At 62.8% G+C, this 905-nt stretch carries 1 protein-coding gene and 1 pseudogene; both read left to right on the forward strand.

Annotation, left to right across the window (positions count from 1 at the left end):
- Positions 1-599 (forward strand): conjugal transfer protein TrbF (gene trbF / locus HY2_RS15930; protein ID WP_034829404.1); only part of this gene is annotated, 599 nt, incomplete at its 5' end.
- A pseudogene (locus HY2_RS15935) lies at positions 596-905 on the forward strand (P-type conjugative transfer protein TrbG); the annotation flags it as partial. The gene trbF and the pseudogene HY2_RS15935, both read left to right, overlap by 4 nt.

Here is a 905-nt window from a genome sequence, read left to right on the forward strand (position 1 = left end):
CCCGCGTGCAGGCGAAGAACTGGCGGCTGATGGCGCTGGGACTGCTCGGGCTTCTGGCTGCCTCGTCCGCCGCCCTCGTCTGGCGCAGCCTGCAATCGACCGTCACGCCCTATGTGGTCGAGGTTGATGATACGGGTGCGGTGAAGGCGGTCGGGCCAGCGCTTGCGCATTATGAGCCGACCGACGCGCAGATCGCGCATCATCTGGCGAACTTCATCTCCGATGTCCGGAGCCTGTCGATTGATCCCGTGATTGTCCGGCAGAACTGGCTCGCGGCCTATGACTATGTGACCGACAAGGCCGCGATCACGCTCAGCGACTATGCGCGCGACAATGATCCTTTCGCCGAGATCGGCCGACGCTCGCGCAGTGTCGATGTCGTGAGCGTCGTGCGGGTGTCCGGGGAATCCTTCCAGGCGCGCTGGCTCGAGAAGACCTATGAGAATGGCGCGCTGACCGGCGTCAAACGCTTCACCGGGCTTTTCACCATTGTGAATTCCCCTCCGCGCGATGCCGAAACGCTCCGCGCCAATCCTCTTGGCCTCTACATCCACAGCCTCAATTGGGGCGAAGACCTTGTCACAGGAGACACAAAATGATCCGTACAATGAGCCTTGTATCCGCCCTCGCCCTGACCACGGCCTGCGCGAGCGTTCCGCCTGAGCCCGTCATCGAGGATGCGGCCTTTGTCGAAGCTGCGTTCGTTGAAGACGTGCCAGAGCGGCCGGTCGAGATTGTCGAGACACCGACGGTGCTGCCGCTGCCCGGCCAGATGAAACCGGTCGAAGGCACGAAGCGGACAGTCACCCGCGTCTACACGTCACCAACCGAGACCATACGCAAGGGCACGACCGAGGCCCGGATCGAGCCATCCGTCGATGGCTATGTGAACGCGATCCAGGTCT

Source organism: Hyphomonas pacifica (assembly GCF_000682675.1).
Taxonomy (GTDB): domain Bacteria; phylum Pseudomonadota; class Alphaproteobacteria; order Caulobacterales; family Hyphomonadaceae; genus Hyphomonas; species Hyphomonas pacifica.